Below are 20,665 nucleotides of genomic sequence, written 5' to 3'. Positions count from 1 at the left end.
GGGGTGGGTACAGAACCAAACAGACCACCCACAGGGCCACCGACCACGGCACCGGATAAACCGGCACCCATGGCACCGTCTGTGGTAGCCACATCTCTGCCAATATGCTGCTGGCCAAGGTTGCTGGCAACGCTCTGGCCGTAGCCCTCAGAAAATTCCTGGGCACCTTCAATGCCCGCGCCTTTAGCGACCGCCCCTTTGCGGGTTGTCGCGCCTACCCCTTTGAGCAGGTTGCCCATCATAGGGCCAGCAACCCCCATACTGGCAGCGCCGACACCGGCACCGTAAGTAAAGGTTTCCTGTCCCGCTTCCTGGGCTAACTGTTCCCGCGCCCGCTCAAACGCTGGCAGGGTATCCCCGCCCCCTTGTCGCTGGTAAGCCTGTGAGTACAATGCCTGAAAACGAGGCAGGTCTTTGAGGTCGTCATACCCTAGCTGGCGCACGGTGTTTTTTGACTCTTCAGCGGCACCGGCCCCAATCATGGCACCCCCCGTGGCACCGTAACCGGCAACATGGGCACCTGTATCAACCCTTTTTTCAAGGGCGTGCAGGCGCTCAAAGTCTTTAACGGTTTTAGCTTTTTTGGCCTTGCCAGCAAGGTCAAAGGCCCGTTTGCCTTTTGCCACCGATGACAAGCCTTTCCCGATCAGACCACCGGGAGCCATTGACGGCGCGAAGCTGCCGATTCCCGAAGCGAACTGTAACCCAAAGCCACCGAGGGTGCTGCTCTCTTTGAGGCTGCCGTCATCGTTAAACCCAAACCCTTCCATTGCCTGGCGACCAGCGGGTGACATGGTTTCAAGCTGCTCATCGCCCCAGTCGCGGAAGTAATCGGCAACGGCATTTTCACCGTCACCGCCCATCAGGTAATCCGCGCCACTGGCCAGATCAGCGACACCTGTGAGCAAACCCTTGTCAAAGGCATCCTTTAAATCCCACCCGTACCCCTGTGGTGCCTCGGCAGGCTCACCAATCAGCTTGTTAAACCGTTGCCATTGGGGTTCTGTTTGCGTGGCGGGTACCTTCGGCGAGATGTACTGATCAAAGTACTGGCGTCTTAGGGAAAGACGTTGCTCCGGGTCGGCTTGCTGATAGTCTGGCCTGCTGGCAAAGTCCTTGAATTTAAGCATCCGTCATCCCTGTGTTGGCTATACTAAAAAAGGTATAACTTGTTTGTAATTCTTATGTGGCAAATTTTTGAACACAAGTCGGTAGCCAAACAGCTAAAATCACTACCGACTGACATCCTCAAACGCTACGAAAAATGGAAGGATGTCATAGGCTTGTCTGGGCCTGTTGGCGTGAAACAGATTCGTGGATTCCACGATGAAGCCCTTACCGGCCATTGGCAAGGCTATCGTTCCTCACGATTAAACCGGCAATACCGGGTTATCTACTTCGTTGAAAGCAATCAGGTTCAAATCAAAGTAATCAGGGTTTCTGCGCATGACTACAACAGAAGGTGAATGGCAACCCGCCAAAAAACAAATCGACGTATCCGTTGGTGAATCCCTGCGTATCATGCGCGAGCTTCAGGAACTGAGTCAGTCCGAATTGTCCGAGCTTACCGGGATTCCCCAACCCCACCTGTCACAGCTTGAAAGGGATGAATTACCTTTAGGCGTGAACCGTGCCAAAGTGCTGGCCAGAGCCTTGCGGTGCCATCCCGCGGTATTGCTGTTTCCGGGCTGGGACACTGAGCGACCACCGGCAGCTTGAGCATTAACGCCTCGGCATATGGCCGGTATAAATATTTGATGGGTCGTACTCTGGCCTGTTCATTTCTGGCCATGACATACCGTTTACCCTATTCAGATAATGTGCCGTCAGTCCCGCGCTACCGGGCGGTTGAAACTGTTGGGGCGGTGCCGCCGAGGTGGGGCCAAACTGGGTTTGTTTGACGGCGCTGTTTTCTTTACCTGGCACCGTGGGCGGGGGCGGTGACGTTTCTGTCGGCGGTAGCGGCGCCTGGGTTTCCCCCATACCCTCTAAAGCACCGGCCAAAGGATCATCAGCGCCCGCTCCACCGAGTAACTGACCGTCTTCGTTCACCTCGATCATTCGCAAGGTACCGTCTGGGAAAAATTTTACTGAGCGCTCCTCAATATCGGTGCCATCGGCACTGGGGATTTTTATGCGCTCAAGTTTGTAAGGGGCTGATGGTTTGGCTGTTTCAGAACCCGTCTCAACCTGTCTAAGCTCCTCTTGCAACATGCTCAGGGCCGTGTCCCGGTCGGCATCCATTAACAGATCCACAAACAGATCCCCTGTGGCGGCAGCGGCAGGGTCGTCCGGGTGATTACTGCGGCGCTGTGTCATGGGTGCCTGATAGTGACCGCCTTTGCCATCTTCCACAGCCAGAATGGGAATCAAGCCCTTGCCATCAGGTGCCATCCGCAAATCAGTAATGGCTTTCCCCTGACCGATCTGCTGGCCATAGTCTTTGTTTAATCCTTTGAGCAGGGCAGGCTTGATGCGTTCATCCCACAATCGCGGACGGTGTTTTAACGCGTTAAGTCCCTGACCAATAATCTGCTGGCGCTGCTGGTTATTCAATGTTTGCCTGTCAGCTTGTGCTCGCAGGTCATAATACTGGTTTTGCGCCTTGGCTTTTTGCTGGTGCAGACCGAAGACTTTATTGCGATAATCGGCATCCTGAGCACGGTCTGCCCGGCTGTCATCGTACTTTTTTTGTTGAAAAGCCTTATTATCGGCATATTCCTGCTGGCGCAGTTTGCGATCATAGAGTGAATTGATGGCACCAAGTCCCTGAAGAAACCCGGTGCCAAAGGCGTTGCCGTTGCTCATGCCTCGCTCCCTTTCGTGGCCGCGTTACCTTCAAGCTGTCGCAGGCGCTTGTCCATATTGCGGATGGCACCAAAAGCCACCATGGTAGCGTCGCCAAGGTCAACCTGTTTGCCATCGCTCATGGACGGCGGCATTTCCTGCGCCATGCCCCCCACATGCCCATATTCAGCCCGGCCACCGGATTGCCCCGGCTTGTAGTCATAGTCATAATTGTTGAAGCTACGGGCATCGGCCATATCCTGCTGGTCATTTCTCGGCTGAATGTTTTGCTTTTTATTTTTGTCAGACACCATATAACTGGTTGCCATACCCAGGCCGATTCCGGCCAGACCCCAACCATTGCCCTGACTTTGGGCGGCATTTTGCTGGTTGGTTATGTTGCGCTGTTTTTCCATCGTGCCTGCCTGCTTGATACCGGATAATCCCTGTTGTTGGGCGCGGCGGCCTAATTCCATAAGTGAGCTTCGCAGTTGCCCGAACCGGTTGGCCGATTGCTGGCGCGCGCTGTCACTGGCCCCCATGGTGGTGGCGTTGCGACTGCGTTGCCTGCTGGCGTTGTGCGCCTGTTGCTGCGCGGCTGTTAACGGCTTGCCAAAACCAGCCAGTTGCCGCTCGCTCTGCCCGGCAGTGGCATCAAAGGCGCGACCGGCCAGTTCACTGGCAGCCTGGGCATCCTGGGCAACTAACCCTTTATTCATTGCCTGCGTGACCAACTGCCGCTCATAGGGCAGAAACCGCGCCATATAATCGTTTTCAAGTTCCCTTGACAGGGCCACCTGCCGACGCTGCACACTGTAATCGGGCGCTGCGCTGCCGCCACCACCTCCTCCACACATAACCGTGTCTCCCTAAATACAGGGTTTAAAACCCAGTAACGCACTCAGGTTTTTATTAATGAATTAACACTCATGAATTATTATTAACAAATACAAGCAACCTGATTCTGTTTTGTAAATTTCTGTAATGATCAATGCTGTCAGAGTTCTATTGCTGGTTAGGTTAACATGCTCAGCATGAGCTTTATGGAGTATGAATTGAGATGGAATCACAGTGGCTTGAAGTCAGAACAGAACAGCAGGGCGCTTGCATCATCCGGTACAAGCACAAAAACAGTAACCAGAAATTTATCATCAGGATAACAGAAGAACAAACCGAGGAGCCGGAAAGTGTTCATGCTTATCTAGCCAGGGTGGATCAAGACGAACTGGCCCATGGCGACAGGTTCACGTTGCTTATTAAGTCAGTGGAGCGCTACAACAAAGCGCAGAACACCAGGCACCCATCTTTCGAGACAGCACTGGAATACATCGAAAACCGCTAACCCGCACCCTATCCTGCCAACAACCAGACTTTTGATGTGTCTGGATACCTCAGTCAATTCAGCTCCTACTGTATCCGTGAGTCGTAGCAAGCATTCTATGGTAAACTCTGCCACCAGAAGATTATTGTTATGCGTAGTTTGGTGACAGGTATGGTGACAGAAATAGTTCAACTTGATCATATATGCCTTATTTATCAAGGGGATGCAGATATAATCTATAAACAAGTCCAGAACATCCAGTAATCCCGGAGTCCTTATGTTCAAAGGTAAACTGTATATTATTGCAGCCCCTTCCGGTGCGGGGAAAACCAGCCTGGTAAAAGCCATGGTTGCTTCCACCCGCCATGTGCAAGTGTCTATTTCCCATACCACGCGACCTATGCGCCCTGGTGAAGAGGACGGGATAAATTATCATTTCACGGGTGTTGATGACTTCAAAAAAATGCTCGAGGAAGGACTGTTTATCGAGCATGCCAAGGTGTTTGGTAACTATTATGGTACCTCTGAACCCTGGGTGCGTGAGCAAATGGATAAAGGTGAAGATGTTATTCTTGAAATTGACTGGCAAGGTGCCCGCCAGATTCGTCAATTAATGCCAGACTCAGTGAGCATCTTCATCCTGCCACCCTCAAAAGCAGCATTGCGTGAACGGCTTATTGGTCGTGGGCAGGATGATGATGATGTCATCAAGCGCAGAATGGCTCAGGCTGTCAGTGAGATGTCTCATTATCATGAGTTTGATTACATTGTGATTAATGACGAATTTGATTTGGCCCTTCGGGACCTGCAAACCATTATCCGAAGTCGTCGGCTGTCTACTGGCTGGATTCAGCATTATAAAGAAACATTGATCAAAGCCCTTATTCAATAAGAAAAGCTGCCTGTCGCTCCTGTCATCAGACGGCAGGAATACTACCAATGACCTCTGATAGCGCTGGCTGAACCATAAGATAATGGGTGTGTGAACTATTCCATCCAGTTCAGTTTGCGTTCAAGGTCAAAGCCTGTGAAAAACACCGAACCACTGTCATGTGCTGAATCAGAAGCATTCGGCAAAATATCATTTTCATCTTCATCTGCACCGGAAAAATAAAACGCGCTAAAACGGATCAGGCTGATATTGCCAGCGAAAAATCGTTTTTCGGACTAGACTGACAGAGCAGAGCCTGAAGAGTACTGACTCGTAATCACTATGAAGTTACCTTCCTCAATTCTGCTATACGACGCTAAGTTTTTAAACGCAATTACAGAGCCTGAGTGTCTGGCATCACGGACGCTGCCTAAGTCATACTGAAGACAAGCCGGAGATGTTATGAAAAATAGAGCATTATTACTGCCTTCTACTGCCTTGGCTGTAGCCCTCTTAACCTCAACAACGTATGCTGAACCCTACAAAATGAGCGTAAAACAGCTGAACGCTGATGAAGCTGCAATTCTTGCCAAAGCACCTCCAGGACTCAAACTCACTAAAGACGCCATAAAAACCCTTGATAATAAAGCAGTGGAAGCTATTACTATCAATGGTAAAAACAACCCTGACAATGTAAAGCGTGTTGAGCGAATTGTTGATCAGAAGAAATGGAATTATTTTTTCCCTATGCGCAAGGCAAGCTACACCTACCTGAATTTTCTAAAAGGTGTGGGACAATTTCCAGCCTTTTGCCATACCTATCAGGATGAACGCAAGGCTCGGTCCGATGAAATTTGCCGAAAATCCCTGGCAACCATGTTTGCCCATTTTACTCAGGAAACGGGTTATCATACCCCCGGCGCTCAATATCCCCAGTGGCGACAGGGCCTTTTCTACCTCCGGGAGATAGGCTGGAATGAACAGTCACCTAACGGCTATGGTGAATGCAGCCCAGACACCTGGCCGGGCAAAGCTTACCCTTGCGGCAAAAATAAAGACGGTTCGTACAAAAGCTACTTTGGCCGGGGTGCTAAGCAATTAAGCTGGAACTACAATTACGGCTTGTTATCAAAGCTGATTTTTGGCGATGTAACAGTTCTGCTCAACCATCCTGAAAAAGTTGCTGACACCTGGCTTAACCTCGCCAGTGCTGTTTTTTTCTTCGTTACCCCTCAATCACCAAAACCCAGTATGCTTCACGTAGTAGACGGCACCTGGCAGCCTAATGCACAGGATCGTGAAAAAGGACGGACTCCGGGGTTTGGTGTTACTACACAAATCATCAATGGTGCTGAAGAGTGCAAGGGAACAACAGAAAGCCAGGAATCCCTTGACCGCATTTCATACTATAAAAGCTATGCAAAGGAATTAGGCGTCAATATCCCCGGTGGTGAAGTGCTTGGATGTGCAGGAATGAGTCCGTTTGATGAAAGCAGTAGTGCAGCCCTGAACGTTTACTGGGATAAAGACTGGGGTTGGTCACCTGATACCAAGACTCATGAGGTTTACAAATGTGAGCTGGTAAACTACCAGGGTCCATACTCTGCGCTTTTTAAAGGGGACTATCGTAAATGCGTGGAGCATAATTTTGATGTCGTCATAACAGGGTAATCTCGTTTTTACCTGGAAGTCTGAAGGAAGTCTGACTGCCTGGCTGAGCTGTTTACCTGCCTCACCGACCAAATTGTGGCAGGCAAGGTGTCTGCTGTGCAATAGTAAAAAGAGATCAAGGAGGATCTCAGATGCTTTATGTACTAAAGGATAGTGAAGGTCATATAACAGCTGTGTCAGAGCAGGCTATTTCCAGTGATTGGCATGCGGTGAGCCTTGAAGACGAGGCTCTGCATGCCTTTCTGGAAAAAAACCCCACCATGGGCAATAAGGTCATGGAAGCGGCTGATGCCGACTTTATCCGTGTACTGGAAGACGTCATTGATCTCCTGCTGGATAAAGAATTGATTCGCTTTACCGAGTTACCGGTACCCGTTCAAAATAAACTGTTAAATCGCAGACGCTACCGGGAAAACCTATGCGGCAAAAAAGATACCACACACTTGCTCGATAGTGACGACCAGTTGATATAGGTTTTTGCATCTTTCATCCTGAAACAAGGAAACCTGTAATGAAGCTGGAATGCTGCCCCTGCTGCAAAGGCCGAGCCTACTTTGCCGATATGCCTGTCAACGATATGCTGCTATGGCAGGTCATTTGTGAGGAATGTGGCATGGCAACAGCGTATGATGAAGATAAACTATTTTGCCGTGATCGCTGGAACCTCCGCCAGGAGCGAAGCAACCTGAAAACCTGGGTCACGGCACTGGGAGCGTTGGCTCCCTTTCTGGCCATTGTCTTTTTCCTGGCAGGTACGTTGACCGGTGCCAGTTTAACGCGCTAACTGTGCACAGGTTTACTCTTCTCACACAAACTATCATGCAACGTGTCTACCAGAGCATTCATAAACTGAATGTATCCGTCTTTAGTATTGGTTATATCCGAACCCAGCGGGTCCAGTACCCCAATTTTCACTGGCAGCCCTTCAGTAAGTTGGCTGATATATTTGGGTTCAAACTGAGGTTCCCGAAAAATACTGGTGTGTCCGGCCGCCTCTAGTCGCTCTCTTAGCTGCTTCAGATGCTTCGCCCCTGGCTGTTGCTCAGGGCTCAGCGTAAACGTGCCGGCAATGTTCAGACCAAAGTAACCCTCAAGGTGGCCAAAAGCATCATGGAACACGAAAAAAGGCTTTTCCTGAAGGCCTGCTAACAGCTTTTTATTACGTTCATCAGAAACCTTTAACGCTTGCTCAAAGGCAGCCAGGTTAGCCTGGTATTTTGCCTTGTTTTTAACGTCAGTATCCATGCCCACCAACTTACTGGTAATGGCTTTAGCCATTGCCAGCGCGTTGTCAGGATTTAGCCAGATATGAGGATCATAGCTCCCGTGACTATGGGTGTGACCATGTCCTTCATGATCGCCTTCATGGCCGTGGTCATGCTGATCCACCTCTTCTGTGGGCCGTTGGCTGATTCCCGGTACATCAATCATAGTCAGGACAGAAGCGGGTTTTCTGTCTTCCATTAAACCACTGAGAAACACCTCCATATCGGAACCAATCCATAATACCAAATCCGCGCTATCGAGTTTTTTCCGGTCCGAAAAGCGTAAGCTGTAGCTGTGAGGAGAGGCACCAGGCGATAAAAGTACGTCTGTTTCTGATACCCCACTGGTAATAGCTTGAGAAATCAATTGCAGCGGTTTGATAGATGCCAGCACTGTTGGTGGCTCACTTGCCGAAACCTTCAGTGCAAAAGGTAAAAACAGTGCCGCAAAGCAGTATATTAATGGCTTAAAAAACGGAGACATAGGTACAGCTCGAAGTACAAAATACAGATACGTTATAATATAACCTAAAACCCGGACTACTGGTAAGGCGTCAACATCATTTTTGATATAAAAGGTGGATACTTCTTAAAATATCCCCGATTAATGAGAAAGTCATGGGTAGGACTTACGCATTGATGGCGGCAGAAAATGTCGGTAGCAGGTGATCGTTGCCGTCAGCAAACCCTGCGTTAAACCCACTAACAGCCTTCTTAAAAAGCCCTCGTTGATGCTGATAACTGTTTTCAAACATCGGCAATATCTGCATCTTTTGGAGATGAACATAGCTCAATATCGCTGCAAAAATGTGATTTCTTATCGGTCGTTCGTTGCGTATTTGAAAATGCTTAATATGGCAAACCTGCTTGATTGCCCTGTGATATCGCGCAATATTCCAGGGCTGATCATGGATATGAAGAAAGCCTTGATGGTGGATATCCGCTGTCTCTGGCAAATAAGCAACGTAATGACGAGGCTGGTTTTTTAGCCGTGTTCACAGGCGTTGTGCTTTGCCAAAATCCTTGAGCCAAACCTCAAAACCATGATCAGGTATATCAAGGCTTTGCACTTGCCGCCACTGGCCTTTTTCCACGGACACCGTCCTGTTGGCTTCAACCGCAAATATAAGCCCGGTTTGATAGTTTTTATCGTCTTCAGGTTTTCCTCGCAGCTATACCTTTACAGCTATACCTTTAGTTGACACTCGTGAGTATGTGGATGAGAATAAATCTCTCAGCAAGTAGAGAATAATTACAAAGAAAAGGTATCAAGGATGTCAAAAGATGTATTTTTGGGTATTAACTTATTACACGACACCTCTGCAGCCACCATCTACGATAATAAGGTGGTGGCTGCTGTTGAGCAGGAGAGGTTTGATGGAATAAGGCACTCAACAAGTTTTCCAAAAGATGCCATAGATTTTTGCCTGGATGCTACTGGGGTAAAGCCCAAAGTTATAAAAGGCATCGCCACTACTATATGACTATTCTGGCTTTATCCATACACTCTCTTTATATTATCAATCCAGAAATAAAATAAATACTGATTGTCAATTGTAGGCTGAGCAGGTGGCTTACCAATTTTCTAATTCACAAGATGAAAACATTTCTAACTAATCTGAGATTATGAGTATTTGTAAATATGTCTTTTGATAACTTCATACTTTACGCCATAACCGCATTTCTAGCGGCTATATCACCAGATCCTAGCGTAATATTCACTATTAACACAGCGGCTTATCATGGAATGAGACTGGCTTTAATTTCTGCTTTAGGCAATACAATAGCTATTTTTATATTATCTGTTATATCAGCCATTGGTTTAGGAGCAACCATTGTTGCATCTGGTATTCTTTACAATACGATCAAACTACTAGGAGCCTGTCCGAGAATAGACTACCCTACTGCGGTTGCGATAAATTGGTCTAAAAATTCCTGCTTCTTCGTCAAATAGCCCCACTATTATCCTCAGAAGTAGAAATTTTTATGCTAAATTTCTCGTAATCCTCGCTACGGGCGCTATTCTCGGTCAGGCTCCTAGGCTCCTTATACTTAATATGTTTAGGTATTAAAATATTTTTTGAACCTAGAACTCATATTAATAAGGATATGGATAGTTTGCACCCTCTGAGTTCAAAAATTTTTCTTAGATCGTTTTGGATTTCAATGGGCAATCCAAAAATAATTTTATTTTTGATTTCTCTTTTTCCTGCTTTTATCGAACAGGAATATAACCAAACAGTGCAATTGGTCATTTTGTCACTGATATTTGTTTTTTTACTTTTAGCACCTTGGTAATCTATATATTATTTTCAAACTTTTTTCTGAAAAAAATAAAAAACAATTTGCTGATAACTAAATTCACTTCTCTTCTATTTATCGTAATAGGCGGGAGCATAGCTATAAGTACCCTTACAAGCATATGGGGTTGAATACCACTAACATTGATAGAGAGTACTCAAAGTATATCTACGCAGATTTCAGAAGTGATTTTGCTCTCACATATAGCTAAATTACACGTTGAGATACTCTTCACTATTGCTTACCCATCGGTCAATCAGCGGGGCAACATGCTCGGGTGTCTTTTCCATCAGCTGTTGTGCCGCTGTTCGCACATCCACCAGCAAATCACGGTCACGCTCCAGATTCGCCACTTTCATCTGGGCCAGACCGGTCTGGCGTGTGCCGAGCACCTCACCCGGACCACGGATTTCCAAATCTTTTTCTGCAATCACAAAACCATCCGATGAATGGCGCATCACCATCAGTCGTGCTTTGCTTTGCTGAGATAAGGGCGCGTGATACATCAGCAGACAATGGCTGGCCACAGAGCCACGCCCCACACGGCCACGTAATTGATGCAATTGTGAAAGCCCAAGGCGCTCCGGGTTCTCAATAATCATCAAGCTGGCATTGGGCACATCAACACCGACTTCAATGACCGTGGTAGCCACCAATAGATGTAAATGACCGGCTTTAAATGCCGTCATTACTTCTGCTTTTTCGCTTGCTTTCATTCGACCATGCACCAGTCCGATGGAAAGCTCTGGCAAAGTGGCTCGCAACTGCTCAGCCATGACTTCCGCTGCCTGGCACTGGAGTGCTTCTGACTCTTCAACCAATGTACAAACCCAATACGCCTGTTGACCTTTGGTACAGGCGCTGCGTAATCGCTCAATCACCTGATCGCGCCGATCATCTCCTATAACCACGGTATTCACCGGCGTTCGACCCGGAGGTAACTCATCAATAATCGAACAATCCAGATCAGCATAAGCCGTCATCGCCAATGTTCTGGGAATAGGGGTTGCCGTCATAATCAGTTGATCGGGCTGCCCACCAGCCTTCTCGCCTTTTTGACGAAGCGCCAGGCGCTGGTGAACACCAAAACGGTGCTGTTCATCAATGACAGCAAGCCCCAGTTTATGGAAGTCAACATCCGCCTGAAACAAGGCATGGGTGCCCACAACCACCATGGCTTCCCCGGAGGCAATGCGCTCAAGCTCTGCCAGTCGTTTATTGCCCGTGGTTTTTCCTGAGAGAAAAGCCACCGGAACACCCAAAGGCGTTAACCATTCCCGGAAGTTGCGCTCATGCTGCTCTGCCAGTATTTCAGTGGGTGCCATCACCGCGGCCTGAAAGCCATTTTCCGCAGCCTGCAACACAGTCAACGCCGCTACTATGGTTTTACCAGAACCTACATCGCCCTGAACCAGGCGTAACATGGGTTTTGAGCTGGTCATATCTGCCGAGGCTTCCCGCAAGACACGCTTCTGGGCAGCGGTTAAGGCAAAAGGGAGCTGTTGTTGCAACTGTTGTGTCAGAGTGTGGCGCGCAGGCATACAAAAACCACCGCCAGCACGTACCTTTTGACGCACCGTTCGCAGACTCAGATTGTGCGCCATAAGCTCTTCAAAGGCTAATCGGCGTTGCGCGGGATGCCGCTGACCTGAGCATAAAGCCTGAGCAAAAGCCGAAGGTGTCTGATGTAATTGTTTAACGGCCTCCGTTAACGACGGTAACTGAAATCGCTGGCGCAAGGAGGCAGGCAACCACTCTTCCAATGCGTCAGAGGCAGACATCTTCATCAGGATTTGTTCACATAATGAGCGAATACGTTGCTGAGTCAGCCCCTCTGTCGTCGGATAAACCGGTGTCAGAGTTGCCTCTTTATTGAGCGGCTCATCGGGTTTAACAATACTGTATTCTGGATGGTAAATCTCCAGGCCACTGGCACCACGGCGGGGTTCACCAAAACAGCGTATCTCGGTACCGGGCTTTAACTGGTTTTTCTGTGCGCTGGAAAAGTGATAAAAACGCAGGCCAACAGACCCCGTGCCATCAGCGATACGACATAACAAGCTCCGACGCCGACCTGTGGCAATATCTGCCGAGACAACAGCACCCTGAATAACGGCTTCGCCTTCTAACTGGAGGTGCCCTATGGGAGTTATAGAGGTTCTGTCCTGATAGCGCAGGGGCAGATGAAACAAGATATCCTGGAGGGTATGCAGGCCAATTTTAGCCAGTTTTTCAGCCATCGCCGCACCGACGCCTTTCAAGGTGCTCACAGGAATATGATGAAACGGCTCAGGCACAGCGTAATCCTTACTTTATTTTCTTTTTAGCCCACTGAGCATAGACGCAGAGCGTCCGAGAGTATATCAATAGCTTTGGGTCTTGGAAAGCTGGTTCGCCATGCCAGGGCAACTGTCCTGAAGGGGGCCGGCGAGGCAAAGGGGCGTGTTGTCAGTACATTGGGCGCATAATGACTGTCCACCAGTGCTGACTGAGGTAATACACTGATCCCCATCCCTGATGCCACCATATGCCGAATGGTTTCCAGTGAGGACGCTTCTATGCCACCTGTGTCTTCACCGACTTCTTTTATTTTGGCCAGCCCCGGGCAGGTTTCCAACACCTGGTCTCTGAAACAATGGCCTTCACCCAGCAACAACAGCTCTGTTTTTGTTAGATCAGAGGTACTGATTTCCTTCTTTTTTTCCCAGTCGTGGCCCGCTGGCATCAATACCCTGAATGGCTCATCGTAGAGCGCTTTGGTCAGAACATCGGGTTCTGAAAAAGGCAGAGCGATAATAATGGCGTCCAGCTCACCCATGCGCAGCTTACGACGCAGCACCACGGTAAAATTTTCTTCTATATACAAGGCCATACCGGGAGCAGCCAAGGCCAACTGTGGCACTAGATGGGGAAAAAGATAAGGCCCTATGGTGTAAATCGCTCCAACACGCAAAGGTGTGCTCAACTGATCCTTCCCAGTACTGGCTAACTGCTTGATCGCGGCTGCTTCTTCTAACACCTTTTGTGCCTGCTGTATAATTTTCTCACCCACAGGAGTCATCCTGACAGAGCTACGGGTGCGCTCAAAAAGCGAGATACCCAGCTCGTCCTCCAGCTTTTTAACACCAACACTGAGTGTCGGTTGACTAACAAAGCATTTAGCGGCAGCCTGACCAAAATGCTGCTCTCTGGCAAGGGTGACAATATAACGGAGTTCTGTCAGCGTCATGAGCTACTTACACGGTGATAGACAGTTCATCTATTATGAATTTTTTCACCGATTCTGCAAATGAGAGAAAGCCTCTATGAAAAAAAATGTGCTAATCGCAGGTTGCGGCTATGTGGGCGCGGAACTGGCAAGCCAGCTACTTGCAACACAAACATGCCATGTCTGGGGTCTCAAGCGAAATCCCGGCAATCTACCTGCCGGTATTACGCCTGTCCGGGGTGACTTCTCCAGTACGGAAACCCTTGGAAAATGGCCAGAACGTATTGACTATATGATCTTCAGCGCTTCCGCGAACGAGCACACCGAAGCCGGTTACAGGGCTGTTTATATCACAGGGCTGAAGAACATCCTGAGCCACCTTGTCCGTGAGGGTTATCAGCCAGCAAGGGTGTTTTTTACCTCCAGTACCAGCGTCTATCATCAATGTGAGGGTGAGTGGGTGAACGAGGCTTCCCCAACAGAACCTGCTACTTTTTCGGGTAAAATCATGCTTCAGGCAGAAGACTTATTACATGACGCCCCTTTCCCCTCAACAGTGGTACGCTTTGGTGGTATTTATGGGCCGGGTCGCAACCGCCTGATTCAACTTGTAAAAGAAGGGCGGGGCTGTTATAAGTCACCAGTAGTTTATGGTAACCGAATTCATCGGGATGACTGTGCCGGCATTGTTGCCCACCTGATTCAGCAAGCGGAAAAAAACAACACGGTATCCCCTGTTTATATAGGCGTTGATAACAACCCTGAATCCATGCACACCCTGTTTCACTGGCTGGCTAAAGAAATAGATATAAAATTAGACGACAATTACAAAACACCAGCACGAGGTAACCGGCGCTGTAGTAATCATTTAATACGACAATCAGGGTATACCTTTAAATACCCTGATTATAAAGCAGGCTACAAAGAGGAACTCAGGCTCTGTTGACATAAGAAGCTGTTCATGATCTTTTTTGAACAGCGAAACTGAAGAGAAAAACTGTTTTTTTCAATTTTCTGAAAAGTCTCAATAGCAAACCAGGATACCATTACACCTTCAGCCACTGCGCTCCTCTCCCTCGTCCCTCTGCTTTCAGCTTGCCTTCATCCCGATAATGCTGAATCACTTTTTTAACCATTTCACGACTGACTGTTGGTAGTTTGATACAAATATCAGCCACCGAAAAAAGACCCGACTGCTGCTCTATAACCGTTTGAATCAGTTGTGTTTTTGGTGCTCTGGCACCATTGACACAAAGGGCCGCGATGCGTTGCGCCAGCTCTTCATAGGCAATCAGAAGGACTTCAGCAAAAAAAGTCATCCAGGGAATAGGGTCATGCCTTCCATCATGCCACCCTTTCACGCTGAGCCTTAAAGCATCGTTATAGTTTTCTTCATGTTCAGCCAGTAGCCGCTCCAGGCTGATAAATTGACCCACGTGGTAATCGCAGTGTGACAGCATCAGCAACATGATGAGCCGACTCATTCGCCCATTGCCATCACTGAATGGGTGAACACACAGAAAATCCAATACTGTTGAGCTGATTAGCAGCACTGGATCAATCCCGCCCTTTAGCCCCGTATGAAAAAGTCCGACCGTGTCCATCATATACTGGTCGATATCACCCGTAGCCACTGTTCGATACAGTGTACCGACAATATTGCCCTCAGCGCTTCGCTCAACAATCTTCTTGTTTGTCACTCGCCAACGCCCACCTTCATGGGGCAAATGCCCGTAGAGCAGGGCATGTAGCTGCCTTATCAATCCAACAGAGACTGTCATTTGTGGTGCTGGCTCCATGGCTAAAACCAGTCCATCGGTATAGCCTGCTATCTGCCTCTCAACAGGTGTTTTGGGCTTAGCGACCTTAAGAGCCAACTGTTTAACGGCCTGTCGGCTTACCATGACCCCATCAAGGTGACTACTATACTCCACCGATTCGAGCAGTGCTGTTTGTCTTAAGGTATCGAGAATATCGGGCTGCTGTCTGAGCATTTGTCGCTGACAGGCCCTTTTTTCCCCTAATTGCCGGAAAATTCCAAGATGTTTAGCTGTGAAAGTGTATTCCGACAACCTGGCCAGTGTTTGCATTGCACTTCATCCATTAGATATTTATTGGGTAATATACCAGCCAATCGGCTAAATAAAATCATTTATTACCCATAAAAATCATCAGCATAAAAAATACCTTAAATAATCAGGTAAAAAAGGGGTGTTTTTATTAAAGCACGCTATTTTTGAGAAAAACCAACAAGTTTAGATGGGACGCTTCGCGACGGCTTTTAACCCAAAGCGCATTGATATTTTTATGGAACAATGGTTTTTCTTTTTTTCAGTGGCAAGGAAAAGAGTCTGACGAGCTTTTCATTTTCAACAACCAGATCTTGCCGTGTTATCGACTGGCAGCAGTCACCACATCCCCACCATCGGGGCTGGAAGCCTCTGAGTAGACCGAAGCATGGTGGGAACCCCCTTTCTCACTCCAATTGCCAACGGTATCAAGCACCCAGATTTTTGCCGTTTTGTCACAACTGGCAGTCACCACATACCGACCATCGGGGCTGAACGTCGCTGAGCAGACCAGAGAGTCGTGTAAAATACAGCCTTTCTCCACCCAGTTGCCATTGTCATCCTGCCCCCAGATTATGGCCGTATTTTTGCTGCCGGCAGTCACCACATGCCGACTATCGGGGCTGAATGTCGCTGAGTGGACCGAAGCACGGTGGGAAAGACACCTTACCTCTGCCCATTTACCACTGTCATCCCGCCCCCAGATTTTGGCCGTTTTATCATCACTGGCAGTCACCACATACTGACTATCGGGGCTGAATGTCGCTGAGCGAACCCAATGATGGTGGAAAATACACCCTTTCTCCGTCCAGTTGCCATCGGTATCCTGCCCCCAGATTTTGGCCGTATTGTCACAACTGGCAGTCACCACATACTGACTATCGGGGCTGAACGTCGCTAAGTGGACCAAAGCATCATGGTAAATACACTCTATCTCCGTCCAGTTACCACTGTCATCCTGTCTCCAGATTTTGGCCGTATTGTCACAACTGGCAGTCACCACATACTGACTATCGGGGCTGGACATCGCTGAGTAAACCGAAGCATCATGGTAAATACACCCTGTCTCCACCCAATTGCCACTGGTATCCTGCCTCCAGATTTTTGCCGTTTTATCATCACCGGCAGTCACCACATACCGACCATCGGGGCTGAATGTCGCGGATTTGAGCGGATTATCGTGGTAAATAACCCCTTTTTCCGTCCAATTGCCGTCGGCATCCTGCCCCCAGATCTTTGCCGTTTTATCAAAACTGGCAGTCACCACATACCGACCATCGTGGCTGAACGCCGCTGAGCAAACCCAACCACCATGGGAAATACGCGCTTTTTCTTGTATCTCGAAAAGCTGGATTGCAACAACGGCTTGAGAAAAGGGATAAAGGCCAGTAAGAATAACTGTAATAAATAGTCTGGTAAAAGATTGCATCTATGATAAAACCCTACTTTTTTATTCGCTGATTATTCTTATCCGAACACCTTCAAAACTAAAGCGCCTGTTCTAGGAGGCTGCGGACAAGTCATTATGAACTTATGCCACTTGGCTGTACTGCAACGAGCAGTATAGTCACTCTAAGAAAATTTGTATGGGTTTTAAGGATTTGCAAACTAATAGTCGGCTTTAAAGCTGTTACGATACCCGCCTGATTTATCCTCTGGCTTAACCTTACACTCGACTCTCAAGTTTTTTGATGAACCCGTTTTTTAAAAAGATAGATTTTCACAGAATCAATACCATGCAACGATGGCGATATCAGATAATCAACCTGTCACGGCAGCTTCGTCAACACCATAAAACTCTCACCTTAAAAAACCGATTGAGCAGGGGGACGTAGAGAAGGTTCGTCTGATATTTGAGATGGGGAAAAACAACCTCTTTTAAAGCGATTTCAATGATGGCGATTTCAAACCAACTGAGGATCACTGGAACCGCTGACAACCGTTTGTGCCAAAGTGAATAGCATTGCCTTAGGCACATGATTCAAACGTTATTCCAATGGCAGGAGACAACCCGTCATCATTTCAACACATCAAAAACGTATCAAGTTTCTCTCTGGCTTTATGATTTCGTTTGATCGGCTGCTGATAACAACACTGCACTAAAAACCCCCTGAGGCTGGTAATCCCGGTCATTTTGCTGATACGCCTTGATAGCACGGACTGTGATATATCCTGGTTTCGGAGCATCAACACGTAATGAAGAAGACACCACTTTTTCTTCAGCCCTTGGTATATAAGGTTTAATCAGATCTAAATGCTCAGGTTCAACAACATCTGTCAGCTTATCCTGATGTTGATCTGTCGTTACAGCATAGTTAACGTCCCCAAAGGCTTTATCAGACACAGGCACCCCAGGTAAATTCAGGGCAACCCCCACCTTAAGATGGTTGATATTGCCATTATAAAATGCACCGATGTTTTTTTTAGCTATAGCCATCATTAGCAAATGCCAGGAGGCATAATCCGGGTATTTTTCTTTAAGCGTCATTGCGATACGACTTAGAGAGTCACCTGGTCGCACATAATAAACCGGCGTGCTTTTTATCCCACCGATCTGATCCAGATCAGCAGACTTTGTCCTGGTTTCTGACGCCAGCAGTTTGGCTACAGGTGCAAGGCGGTTTACCGCAACAACGGGTGGGTCATTGAGAGTTCTCACCTGAGGGAGAACAAACTGATACTTTCCCAGTGTTTTCTCTTTGGTGGTCATCATCATAATCAGCAGATCCATACGCTGACTCATGACAGGTTCTTTACTGGTAAGCTTAATAATCGGCTTTCCGGCCAGATTATATTCTAATGAGCTGTTCAGATCGGATATATAATAAGCACGCTTCACTTTATGGCGAAGAAAATCAATTTTTGATGCTGTGTCTACAATGACAGGAGCAGATTCACTGACATTCTGCCCCGATAAGATAATACTGGCTTCAAGCGGCTCGTTAACAGAAGACTCTACCCTTAGTTCTCCCAACTCAAAGGCGGTCGAACTTAGCATCAGGCTCATCCCCGACAAAAAAAATGCCCCCTTTATAGCCCTTATCATCCTTAAGCCTCCAATACCCAATCCTGAACAATGCCATAAAGTCTTATCGACGGAGGCCAGACTTAACTAAATAAACAAGTGAGCTTAAAGGGGAAAAAACGCTATCTGACGCTATCTGACGCTATCGGGCAAGTTATGCCATATATTTGGCAGAAAGCAAACCCTGCGAGTCAAACAGGATAATTAACTCTTGCGTGTTAGCTTCAACAGCAGTTCATAATCTAAAACCCTTTAGAGGCCGTCTTAGCAATAACTGAAAAAGAAAATTTTCTTTGAGCAAATAAACGACAAAATAAATATAAATAATTCGCGTAATCATGTGTGGAAATTTCCCTGTGCCTGCACTGTTAAGGGGCATACTTAAGCGACACCTATCAAGTGAACATAACGTTATCTGACGCCATATCGGCCCGAAGCAAAGATGCTTGCCCAAGGTCAAAACCTACTACTGAAATACAATATTCAAAAAAACAGCTTAGCTGGTTGTACCCCCTGCCTTTTGGCCAAAGTGAACGATCTTCAGTCCAAACCGACAATTCATTGGTCAAAATAGCTTCTGCCTGAATTTTGATGGATTCAATAATTGCCTCTTCTGAGGACTCCTCATCCAGGAGATAGGAGGCACCCTCAAACGTCCAGTCTTCCGGCTGCTGGATATCCAGCTTTTTTACCCACTCAATAAAAGCATCACGCGGCTTCAGCGTCACCACACAACGATTCACATACTTCATACGTATCACAGACCTGCACAATACTCTGATACCACCACCAGTTACTGCCCGTAAACAGCGCCAGGGAAGCTTGGCGGGTTGGCATAGAAAAAAATTTGATGGCTACAAAATAAAACAGCCAGGCGCTATACGCAAGCCTGCCATAATCGTGGATTCAGTAGCAGGAGCCTCAAAGGAAAGAGGTACCAACCACAAACAAGTTGATACCCCTTTGGGGATTTAAGCAGTTTTGACCAACGGCTTTGATACCATGGTCAAGTATCGTGAAAGCAGCTTATAAAATTCATGAGGCTTTTCCAACATAGGGCTATGGCCACAGTATCCCACCTCGGAATAGGTCATGTTTTTATAACGGGAGGCCAAATCATACCAGGAACGACTCGGGGTAATTACGTCATGATCCCCCCAAATAAGCTGCATGGGACACTTCACCTTTTCAAGGCTTTCTCGGACATTGTACTTCCGACTTATATTTAACCACTTTATGATGGATTTAAAGGTATCTTTTCCAAGAAAAACCCGTTCTATGTCATTAACAGCCCTATGATAGTCTTCCTCAGACAGGTTTTTGCGGTCATACATAACGCGGCCAACAAGAGTATCAGCAGCACCGGCGCCCCCCTCCTTCCAGTCGGCAAGTGAGACACCAACACTAAGCTCATCCAAACCTGGTGAACCACTTATGATAACGCCATTCACCGCGTCAGGAAATGTGGCTGCAAAATCCATTGCTATCAGGCCACTCATGGAATTACCTACCAAAAAAACATCCCTTGTACCTCCATTTTTATAAAGACATTCCTGAATAACCACGCGAGCATTTTCCAATTTGCCACCAAACCCTTCAGGAATTGAGGGTTCAAGAACGGTTACAGTATGACCTTGCTTTCGGCACGCTTTAGCAACATCATTCCATATCCACCCACGGGCAAAAAGCCCTGGCAGGAAAACAATATGACTTGGTGTCATCAGACCCTCCAGCTCCTTGAGATAATTGGCTTATGTTTATTATTTTTTGATGACTACACAGGAGTACTTCCTTTAACTCCAAAAGGGATTAACCCTCCGTTACAGAACTGCTCCCTCAACCAAGGGTTGGTAGAACTTTAACGGCCTATCAAATCTTTTCTTTAGTTGATGCAATAAAAACGCCAACTATTATTAAAAATAAAATTGCCTACTTATAATAGACAGCAAAGTATTACAGAATTATTTCAAAATAATGATAGTTTGACTTCTATTTCTGTCTGCGTAACAGGTGGCAGTTGGTTAATATTCTAGCCCTAGGAGCCTGCTGGACTTAAGACAATTTCGGCCTAAAATCCAGAAAGTGCGAGAAAGTGCGAGAAAGTGCGGCCAGAATTTCCGATCAATTTGCTTAAATAGGTCAACTAT

The 20,665-nt window shown here is 47.4% G+C and carries 23 protein-coding genes; 11 read left to right on the top strand and 12 right to left on the bottom strand.

What is annotated here, in order from left to right:
- Positions 1 to 1,130: hypothetical protein (locus V4C51_RS13520; protein WP_330926704.1), on the bottom strand; the 1,130-nt coding region annotated here is incomplete at its 3' end.
- Between the two features lie 54 nt (positions 1,131 to 1,184).
- Between V4C51_RS13520 and V4C51_RS13515 the strand changes: the two genes are divergently transcribed.
- Both V4C51_RS13515 and V4C51_RS13510 read left to right on the top strand, forming a co-directional pair.
- On the top strand, positions 1,185 to 1,466 hold the full coding sequence (locus V4C51_RS13515) for a type II toxin-antitoxin system RelE/ParE family toxin (RefSeq protein ID WP_330926703.1): 282 nt from the start codon (positions 1,185 to 1,187) through the stop codon (positions 1,464 to 1,466).
- Complete coding sequence (locus V4C51_RS13510; RefSeq protein WP_330926702.1) at positions 1,447 to 1,719, top strand: helix-turn-helix domain-containing protein; 273 nt, start codon at positions 1,447 to 1,449, stop codon at positions 1,717 to 1,719. Before V4C51_RS13515 ends, V4C51_RS13510 begins: the two co-directional genes overlap by 20 nt.
- A gap of 3 nt (positions 1,720 to 1,722) precedes the next feature.
- On the opposite strand, the gene V4C51_RS13505 is transcribed toward V4C51_RS13510, so the two are convergent.
- Together V4C51_RS13505 and V4C51_RS13500 are read right to left on the bottom strand one after the other, a co-directional pair.
- Positions 1,723 to 2,808 carry a hypothetical protein gene (locus V4C51_RS13505; RefSeq protein WP_330926701.1) on the bottom strand — a complete coding sequence of 362 codons (1,086 nt, stop codon included), beginning with the start codon at positions 2,806 to 2,808 and terminating at the stop codon, positions 1,723 to 1,725.
- Positions 2,805 to 3,644 (bottom strand): tail fiber domain-containing protein, encoded by an 840-nt coding sequence (locus V4C51_RS13500; protein WP_330926700.1) that lies wholly within the window; start codon positions 3,642 to 3,644, stop codon positions 2,805 to 2,807. Before V4C51_RS13500 ends, V4C51_RS13505 begins: the two co-directional genes overlap by 4 nt.
- Positions 3,645 to 3,847: 203 nt before the next feature.
- On the opposite strand from V4C51_RS13500, the gene V4C51_RS13495 reads away from it, so the two are divergent.
- The 5 genes from V4C51_RS13495 (at position 3,848) to V4C51_RS13475 (ending at position 7,434) form a co-directional block, all read left to right on the top strand.
- Positions 3,848 to 4,129: a hypothetical protein gene (locus V4C51_RS13495; protein WP_330926699.1), complete on the top strand. Its 282-nt coding sequence runs from the start codon at positions 3,848 to 3,850 to the stop codon at positions 4,127 to 4,129.
- A gap of 256 nt (positions 4,130 to 4,385) precedes the next feature.
- Positions 4,386 to 5,000: a guanylate kinase gene (gene gmk / locus V4C51_RS13490; RefSeq protein ID WP_330926698.1), complete on the top strand. Its 615-nt coding sequence runs from the start codon at positions 4,386 to 4,388 to the stop codon at positions 4,998 to 5,000.
- A gap of 441 nt (positions 5,001 to 5,441) precedes the next feature.
- Positions 5,442 to 6,650: a chitinase gene (locus tag V4C51_RS13485; RefSeq protein WP_330926697.1), complete on the top strand. Its 1,209-nt coding sequence runs from the start codon at positions 5,442 to 5,444 to the stop codon at positions 6,648 to 6,650.
- A 131-nt stretch (positions 6,651 to 6,781) separates the two neighbouring features.
- On the top strand, positions 6,782 to 7,123 hold the full coding sequence (locus V4C51_RS13480; RefSeq protein WP_330926696.1) for a tryptophan synthase subunit beta like protein: 342 nt from the start codon (positions 6,782 to 6,784) through the stop codon (positions 7,121 to 7,123).
- A 38-nt stretch (positions 7,124 to 7,161) separates the two neighbouring features.
- The gene (locus V4C51_RS13475) at positions 7,162 to 7,434 is read left to right on the top strand and encodes a hypothetical protein (protein WP_330926695.1); all 273 of its coding nucleotides are present in this window, start codon (positions 7,162 to 7,164) and stop codon (positions 7,432 to 7,434) included.
- Here V4C51_RS13475 and znuA read toward each other — a convergent pair.
- Both znuA and V4C51_RS13465 read right to left on the bottom strand, forming a co-directional pair.
- Positions 7,431 to 8,399, bottom strand: coding sequence for a zinc ABC transporter substrate-binding protein ZnuA (gene znuA, locus V4C51_RS13470; protein WP_330926694.1), 969 nt, complete (start codon positions 8,397 to 8,399; stop codon positions 7,431 to 7,433). The genes V4C51_RS13475 and znuA overlap by 4 nt on opposite strands.
- A gap of 145 nt (positions 8,400 to 8,544) precedes the next feature.
- Positions 8,545 to 8,670 carry a hypothetical protein gene (locus tag V4C51_RS13465; RefSeq protein ID WP_330926693.1) on the bottom strand — a complete coding sequence of 42 codons (126 nt, stop codon included), beginning with the start codon at positions 8,668 to 8,670 and terminating at the stop codon, positions 8,545 to 8,547.
- Between the two features lie 519 nt (positions 8,671 to 9,189).
- Between V4C51_RS13465 and V4C51_RS13460 the strand changes: the two genes are divergently transcribed.
- The 3 genes from V4C51_RS13460 to V4C51_RS18065 all read left to right on the top strand — a co-directional run bounded on the left by V4C51_RS13460 (position 9,190) and on the right by V4C51_RS18065 (position 10,213).
- On the top strand, positions 9,190 to 9,399 hold the full coding sequence (locus V4C51_RS13460) for a carbamoyltransferase N-terminal domain-containing protein (protein ID WP_330926692.1): 210 nt from the start codon (positions 9,190 to 9,192) through the stop codon (positions 9,397 to 9,399).
- A gap of 158 nt (positions 9,400 to 9,557) precedes the next feature.
- Positions 9,558 to 9,869: a LysE family translocator gene (locus tag V4C51_RS13455; RefSeq protein ID WP_330926691.1), complete on the top strand. Its 312-nt coding sequence runs from the start codon at positions 9,558 to 9,560 to the stop codon at positions 9,867 to 9,869.
- A 101-nt stretch (positions 9,870 to 9,970) separates the two neighbouring features.
- Positions 9,971 to 10,213 carry a LysE family transporter gene (locus V4C51_RS18065; protein ID WP_420797678.1) on the top strand — a complete coding sequence of 81 codons (243 nt, stop codon included), beginning with the start codon at positions 9,971 to 9,973 and terminating at the stop codon, positions 10,211 to 10,213.
- Between the two features lie 215 nt (positions 10,214 to 10,428).
- Here the strand turns inward: V4C51_RS18065 and recG are convergent, their stop codons facing one another.
- Together recG and V4C51_RS13445 are read right to left on the bottom strand one after the other, a co-directional pair.
- Positions 10,429 to 12,513 carry an ATP-dependent DNA helicase RecG gene (gene recG, locus V4C51_RS13450; protein WP_330926690.1) on the bottom strand — a complete coding sequence of 695 codons (2,085 nt, stop codon included), beginning with the start codon at positions 12,511 to 12,513 and terminating at the stop codon, positions 10,429 to 10,431.
- A 26-nt stretch (positions 12,514 to 12,539) separates the two neighbouring features.
- On the bottom strand, positions 12,540 to 13,445 hold the full coding sequence (locus V4C51_RS13445; RefSeq protein ID WP_330926689.1) for a hydrogen peroxide-inducible genes activator: 906 nt from the start codon (positions 13,443 to 13,445) through the stop codon (positions 12,540 to 12,542).
- 76 nt (positions 13,446 to 13,521) lie between these two features.
- Between V4C51_RS13445 and V4C51_RS13440 the strand changes: the two genes are divergently transcribed.
- Complete coding sequence (locus tag V4C51_RS13440) at positions 13,522 to 14,370, top strand: SDR family oxidoreductase (RefSeq protein ID WP_330926688.1); 849 nt, start codon at positions 13,522 to 13,524, stop codon at positions 14,368 to 14,370.
- 100 nt (positions 14,371 to 14,470) lie between these two features.
- Here V4C51_RS13440 and V4C51_RS13435 read toward each other — a convergent pair whose 3' ends face one another.
- The 5 genes from V4C51_RS13435 to V4C51_RS13415 form a co-directional block, all read right to left on the bottom strand.
- Entirely contained in the window at positions 14,471 to 15,514 is a 1,044-nt protein-coding gene (locus V4C51_RS13435) for a Fic family protein (protein ID WP_330926687.1), read from the bottom strand.
- Between the two features lie 301 nt (positions 15,515 to 15,815).
- Positions 15,816 to 16,922 (bottom strand): WD40 repeat domain-containing protein, encoded by a 1,107-nt coding sequence (locus V4C51_RS13430; protein ID WP_330926686.1) that lies wholly within the window; start codon positions 16,920 to 16,922, stop codon positions 15,816 to 15,818.
- A gap of 630 nt (positions 16,923 to 17,552) precedes the next feature.
- Entirely contained in the window at positions 17,553 to 18,491 is a 939-nt protein-coding gene (locus V4C51_RS13425) for a type IV pilus assembly protein FimV (RefSeq protein WP_330926685.1), read from the bottom strand.
- A 422-nt stretch (positions 18,492 to 18,913) separates the two neighbouring features.
- Positions 18,914 to 19,270, bottom strand: a complete 357-nt coding sequence (locus tag V4C51_RS13420) for a hypothetical protein (RefSeq protein WP_330926684.1) — start codon at positions 19,268 to 19,270, stop codon at positions 18,914 to 18,916.
- Positions 19,271 to 19,489: 219 nt separating this feature from the next.
- A complete protein-coding gene (locus tag V4C51_RS13415) occupies positions 19,490 to 20,239 on the bottom strand; it encodes an alpha/beta fold hydrolase (protein WP_330926683.1) in 750 nt (249 codons plus the stop codon).
- Positions 20,240 to 20,665: the final 426 nt, after the last annotated feature.

It is taken from the genome of Candidatus Sororendozoicomonas aggregata, from assembly GCF_031528575.1.
Lineage (GTDB): Bacteria > Pseudomonadota > Gammaproteobacteria > Pseudomonadales > Endozoicomonadaceae > Endonucleibacter > Endonucleibacter aggregata.
The sequence above is the reverse complement of the archived record's forward strand: the minus strand, read 5'-3'. Positions and strand labels throughout refer to the sequence as shown.

Bases quoted from the DNA above. Each gene is read 5' to 3' on its own strand.
- gmk (WP_330926698.1), top strand. From the start codon at position 4,386: ATGTTCAAAGGTAAACTGTATATTATTGCAGCCCCTTCCGGTGCGGGG.
- V4C51_RS13485 (WP_330926697.1), top strand. From the start codon at position 5,442: ATGAAAAATAGAGCATTATTACTGCCTTCTACTGCCTTGGCTGTAGCC.
- V4C51_RS13495 (WP_330926699.1), top strand. From the start codon at position 3,848: ATGGAATCACAGTGGCTTGAAGTCAGAACAGAACAGCAGGGCGCTTGC.
- V4C51_RS13460 (WP_330926692.1), top strand. From the start codon at position 9,190: ATGTCAAAAGATGTATTTTTGGGTATTAACTTATTACACGACACCTCT.
- V4C51_RS13475 (WP_330926695.1), top strand. From the start codon at position 7,162: ATGAAGCTGGAATGCTGCCCCTGCTGCAAAGGCCGAGCCTACTTTGCC.
- V4C51_RS13500 (WP_330926700.1), bottom strand. From the start codon at position 3,644: ATGTGTGGAGGAGGTGGTGGCGGCAGCGCAGCGCCCGATTACAGTGTG.
- V4C51_RS13430 (WP_330926686.1), bottom strand. From the start codon at position 16,922: ATGCAATCTTTTACCAGACTATTTATTACAGTTATTCTTACTGGCCTT.
- znuA (WP_330926694.1), bottom strand. From the start codon at position 8,399: ATGTCTCCGTTTTTTAAGCCATTAATATACTGCTTTGCGGCACTGTTT.
- V4C51_RS13445 (WP_330926689.1), bottom strand. From the start codon at position 13,445: ATGACGCTGACAGAACTCCGTTATATTGTCACCCTTGCCAGAGAGCAG.
- V4C51_RS13415 (WP_330926683.1), bottom strand. From the start codon at position 20,239: ATGACACCAAGTCATATTGTTTTCCTGCCAGGGCTTTTTGCCCGTGGG.
- V4C51_RS13510 (WP_330926702.1), top strand. From the start codon at position 1,447: ATGACTACAACAGAAGGTGAATGGCAACCCGCCAAAAAACAAATCGAC.
- V4C51_RS13455 (WP_330926691.1), top strand. From the start codon at position 9,558: ATGTCTTTTGATAACTTCATACTTTACGCCATAACCGCATTTCTAGCG.
- V4C51_RS13440 (WP_330926688.1), top strand. From the start codon at position 13,522: ATGAAAAAAAATGTGCTAATCGCAGGTTGCGGCTATGTGGGCGCGGAA.
- V4C51_RS13435 (WP_330926687.1), bottom strand. From the start codon at position 15,514: ATGCAAACACTGGCCAGGTTGTCGGAATACACTTTCACAGCTAAACAT.
- V4C51_RS13425 (WP_330926685.1), bottom strand. From the start codon at position 18,491: ATGCTAAGTTCGACCGCCTTTGAGTTGGGAGAACTAAGGGTAGAGTCT.
- V4C51_RS13515 (WP_330926703.1), top strand. From the start codon at position 1,185: ATGTGGCAAATTTTTGAACACAAGTCGGTAGCCAAACAGCTAAAATCA.
- V4C51_RS13465 (WP_330926693.1), bottom strand. From the start codon at position 8,670: ATGTTTGAAAACAGTTATCAGCATCAACGAGGGCTTTTTAAGAAGGCT.
- V4C51_RS13480 (WP_330926696.1), top strand. From the start codon at position 6,782: ATGCTTTATGTACTAAAGGATAGTGAAGGTCATATAACAGCTGTGTCA.
- V4C51_RS13505 (WP_330926701.1), bottom strand. From the start codon at position 2,808: ATGAGCAACGGCAACGCCTTTGGCACCGGGTTTCTTCAGGGACTTGGT.
- V4C51_RS13420 (WP_330926684.1), bottom strand. From the start codon at position 19,270: ATGAAGTATGTGAATCGTTGTGTGGTGACGCTGAAGCCGCGTGATGCT.